The following is a 4,014-nucleotide window of genomic DNA, read 5'->3' on the forward strand; positions in this document are numbered from 1 at the left end:
CCGCCGACTCGGCCTCGCCGAGCCGGGCCTTGATCCGGCGGGTCTCGCTCTCCGCGGCCGACACGGCAGCCGCGGCCTCGGCCCTGGCCGCCTCGGTCTCCGCGTGCACCCGGCGCAGCGCGGCCTCGCCGCGCTTCACATCGCTCTGGGCACTGCGCAGTTTGCGGTGGAGCGACTCGGCCTCCTTGCGGGCCGCCTCCAGCTCCGTACGCAGCCGCTCGGTCTCGCTCTTCGTCAGCGCCCTGGCCACGGCCAGTTCCTCACGCAGCCGCTCCAGCTCGCGCCGGGCCTCCTCGTCGGCGCGCTCGGCGTCCGCGCGCTGTGCCTCCTCGCCCGCGGCGGCCACCAGCTTCACCCATCCGGGCGGCCTGAGCACATACGCGGCCGCGGCCACATCGACGGGATCCGCGGCGGCGGGCGGCGATCCCGACTCCAGGGCACCGGCCAGCTCCGGCTGGGAGTGGCTGATGCGCTCACCGATGCGCTGCCGGAACAGCGGATCGCTCTCCAGGGCCGCGGCCATCGCGTTACCGGCGAACTTGGCCCGTCTGTTGGGCGTGAACCGGGCGTACTGGCGTAGCTGCGCGGGGAGTTCGGTGATCGTCAGTCCACCGAAGGCATCGGAGACCAGCGCGATGACTCTGCGCCGTACGCCGTCCGGGAGCGGGCGGTCCAGCGCCTCCGCGGCGTCACCGCCGGCCGCGCCGGCCGGCTCAGCACCGCTTGCGGCCTGCTCCACATCCGTCACCCCATACCCTTTCGGGCGGTTCCCTCAGGAACCGGCGCCCGGCCTGTCCACCAGCTCGATCTGATCCACCGCGTTGCACCAACGGCAGCGCACCGACTCGATGGTCTCACTGACCACCTCGCGCTCCTCGACCCGCGGCTCCCCTGCCAGGTCCAGATGGACGTACTCGACGGCCTTCGACGATCGCGTCACATCGAAACGCGTGAGATTGCCGCACAGTGTGCAGCGCCACCGGGTGGCGGCCGTCGGCTGGGGAACCGTCGTCATCATGCGTCCTCTTTCGTCGTCCGTCGTCGTCCGTCCCGCCGCCGCCCGCGGTGCGCCGTCGAACAGCGGATGTACTCCTTGCAACCCTACGGCCTCCGGGCCACCCCAGGGAGCGGCGAGGCGCTCTGTACCCTTCGGTCCCGGTAGGCGATGCTCTGTCGGTGAATACGTCGCGGACGACGGCCGGCGGACCGGTGGTGACCCACACGCTGATCGGCCTCTGCTGTCTGGCCTTCCTGTTCAGTCCGGCCTCGGGTTTCAACCCGGCGTACGGGAGAGGTGAGGCGCTCCTCGACGCGCAGACCTTGTATTTCGAACGGTGGGGCGTCATCCCGGCCGAGCTGCTGAGCGGCGCCACCCGCGCCCTGTTCACTCCGCTGACCGCGCTCTTCGTCCATGGAAGCTGGCTGCATCTGCTGGGGAACATGCTGTTTCTGTTCGTCTTCGGCGCGATGGCGGAGGAGCGGCTGGGCCGGGCGCACTTCCTGTTCTTCTATCTCGGCGTCGGCTGTCTCGCGCTGCTCGCGTACGCCATGGTGAACGCGGCCTCGGACCAGACGCTGGTGGGGGCCTCGGGCGCGATCTCGGGCGTGCTCGGCGCCTTTCTCTATCTCTTCCCGAAGGCCCGGGTCACCAGTCTCTTCCCGTTCCTGTTCTTCCTGCCGCTGCGCTTCCCGGCCTGGATCGTGCTGATCTTCTGGTTCGCGCTCCAGTGGCTGGCGGCGCGCGGCGCGGGCTCGGGGCCCGGTGTGGCCTATCTCGCGCATCTCGTGGGCTTCGCCACCGGATTTCTCTACGCCTGGGGGCGGTACTGGCGTACCGATAGAGTGGGAGACCACACCGCGGCCACCGAGGGAGAACGTCAACCGTGATCACCGCGATCGTGCTCATCAAGACCAGCGTGGACCGGATTCCCGAGATCGCGGAGTCGATCGCCGCGCTGGACAGCGTCAGCGAGGTCTTCTCGGTGACCGGTACGTACGACCTGATCGCCATGGTGCGGGTGGCCAAGCACGACGATCTGGCGGATGTGATCCCCGGCCGGATCAGCAAGATCGAGGGCGTCGAGGCCACGGACACTCATGTGGCGTTCCGTACGTACTCACAGCATGACCTCGAAGCGGCCTTCGCCATCGGACTCGACGCGTAAGGCCGCCTCCGGCTCCGTACGTCAGGCCGTGGCGCCGTCCCGGTCCGGGACGCAACGGCCGTCCTCCGTACGGTAGTTCCAGCGCGCTCCGTCACTCACCAGCTCCCGTACGGCACGGACGAAGCGATCCACGTGCTCGTCCGGAGTGCCGGCGCCGAAGCTGACACGGATCGCGTTCAGCGAGCGCTCGCCCGGCTCGGCCTCCGGAGCGCCGCACTCGCCCGGATCCTGCGGGTCGGTGCCCAGCAGGGTACGCACCAGCGGATGCGCGCAGAAGAGGCCGTCCCGTACGCCGATGCCGTACTCCGCGGAGAGCGCGGCGGCGAAGTGCGAGCTGTTCCATCCCTCGACCACGAACGACAGAACACCGACGCGCGGAGCCTCGTCGCCGAACAGCGAGAGCACCTTGACCTCGGGCACCTCGGCGAGGCCTGCGCGCACCCGGGCGACAAGCCGCTGTTCACGGTCGACAAGGGCGTCGAAGCCCGCTTCGGTGAGGGCCCGGCAGGCGGCGGCGATCGCGTACACGCCGATGACATTGGGCGAACCGGCCTCGTGGCGGGCGGCCGTGCTGTGCCACACGACATCGACGCCGCCGTCGCTCCGGCGGGCCACCGCACGGCTGGCGCCGCCGCCCGCGAGATAGGGCTCGGCGTCCTGGAGCCAGTCGGCGCGGCCCGCGAGCACTCCGGAGCCGAACGGCGCGTACAGCTTGTGCCCGGAGAAGGCGACCCAGTCGACATCCAGCGCGGCGATGTCCACCGGGTGATGCGGAGCGAGCTGCGCGGCGTCGAGCACGATCCGGGCGCCGTGCGCGTGCGCGGCGGCGGCCAGCTCCCGTACGGGCCACAGCTCACCGGTCACATTGGACGCGCCAGTCACACAGACCAGCGCCGGGCCCTCGGAATCGCGCTCCGCGAGCGCCCGCTCCAGGGTCGCGACGGCCTCGGCCGGAGTGCGCGGCGCGTCCAAATAGCTGACCCGGGCCTCGCGCCAGGGCAGCAGGGAGGCATGGTGCTCGGTCTCGAAGACGAACACCTGGCAGCCGGCCGGAAGCACCGCGGCGAGCAGATTCAGCGAGTCGGTGGTCGAGCGGGTGAAGACGACCTGGTCGCCGGGGCGGCAGCCGAGAAACTCCGCGACCGTGCGGCGGCTGTTCTCGAAGAGATCGGTGGAGAGCTGCGAGAGATAACCGGCGCCGCGGTGGACACTGCCGTAGTACGGCGCATACGCGGCGACGTCGTCCCACACGCGCTGAAGAGCGGGCGCGCTGGCCGCGTAGTCGAGCGCGGCGTAGGCGACCTCACCACCGGTGACAAGCGGCACGGTGACATCCCGCCCGAGCACGGGCAGAGGCTCGGCGGTGATCGCGGTGACGGCGTTCGGGCTCACGAAACGGCTCCCTTTGGGGACCAGGACCCCAAAGGGCCCGCGCTTGCCGCGGACCTCGCTGCCCACGGCCTGGTCTTCACCCGGGGCACCCCGCCACGGACGGAGGGTTGCCGGACAGCGAGCCGGGGCCGTAATCGCTGTCGCTCATGACCTGGTCGAAAAGTATGCCACAACGTCCGCGCGGGGTACGCCTGCGTCCGCGATCCGGAACGCCGCCCGCGTACGGCGAGGAGCTTGCCCCTACCGAGCGGGAGCCCGGTGCCGGGGCGGCCCCCCGGCGCCGGATGCCCGTCCGGCAAGGGCCGGCTCAGCCGCCGCCAGTCGCACCGCCCCGCCGGGGCGGGCTACGCGCCGCGGTGACTCGCCGTAACCCACCGTTCCAGCGTCCGCCTCGCCTCTCCCGAGTCCACCGCTTCCGCCGCCCTCGCCATCCCCGCCCCCAGTTGCACCGCCAGCG

4 protein-coding genes, 1 pseudogene and 1 riboswitch are annotated in these 4,014 nt (G+C 71.2%); of the genes and pseudogenes, 2 read left to right on the forward strand and 3 right to left on the reverse strand.

The window, feature by feature from the left end; all coding sequences use genetic code 11:
- Both GA0115259_RS10345 and GA0115259_RS10350 read right to left on the reverse strand, forming a co-directional pair.
- A pseudogene (locus GA0115259_RS10345) lies at nucleotides 1–739 on the reverse strand (RNA-binding protein); the annotation flags it as partial.
- Between the two features lie 33 nt (nucleotides 740–772).
- The gene (locus GA0115259_RS10350; protein ID WP_093594168.1) at nucleotides 773–1,015 is read right to left on the reverse strand and encodes a hypothetical protein; all 243 of its coding nucleotides are present in this window, start codon (nucleotides 1,013–1,015) and stop codon (nucleotides 773–775) included.
- Between the two features lie 161 nt (nucleotides 1,016–1,176).
- On the opposite strand from GA0115259_RS10350, the gene GA0115259_RS10355 reads away from it, so the two are divergent.
- Both GA0115259_RS10355 and GA0115259_RS10360 read left to right on the forward strand, forming a co-directional pair.
- Entirely contained in the window at nucleotides 1,177–1,887 is a 711-nt protein-coding gene (locus tag GA0115259_RS10355) for a rhomboid family intramembrane serine protease (protein WP_256097968.1), read from the forward strand.
- On the forward strand, nucleotides 1,884–2,165 hold the full coding sequence (locus tag GA0115259_RS10360; RefSeq protein WP_093594162.1) for an Lrp/AsnC family transcriptional regulator: 282 nt from the start codon (nucleotides 1,884–1,886) through the stop codon (nucleotides 2,163–2,165). The genes GA0115259_RS10355 and GA0115259_RS10360 overlap by 4 nt, the downstream gene beginning before the upstream one ends.
- A 21-nt stretch (nucleotides 2,166–2,186) precedes the next feature.
- Here the strand turns inward: GA0115259_RS10360 and GA0115259_RS10365 are convergent, their stop codons facing one another.
- Complete coding sequence (locus GA0115259_RS10365; protein WP_093594165.1) at nucleotides 2,187–3,557, reverse strand: aminotransferase class V-fold PLP-dependent enzyme; 1,371 nt, start codon at nucleotides 3,555–3,557, stop codon at nucleotides 2,187–2,189.
- Nucleotides 3,558–3,591: 34 nt separating this feature from the next.
- Nucleotides 3,592–3,709: riboswitch (SAM riboswitch) on the reverse strand.
- Nucleotides 3,710–4,014 lie beyond the last annotated feature (305 nt).

The organism is Streptomyces sp. MnatMP-M17, from assembly GCF_900091995.1.
GTDB lineage: Bacteria > Actinomycetota > Actinomycetes > Streptomycetales > Streptomycetaceae > Streptomyces.

What these genes read in the sequence shown, in the direction of transcription:
- GA0115259_RS10350 (WP_093594168.1), bottom strand. Translation starts at nt 1,015, where the DNA reads ATGACGACGGTTCCCCAGCCGACGGCCGCCACCCGGTGGCGCTGCACA.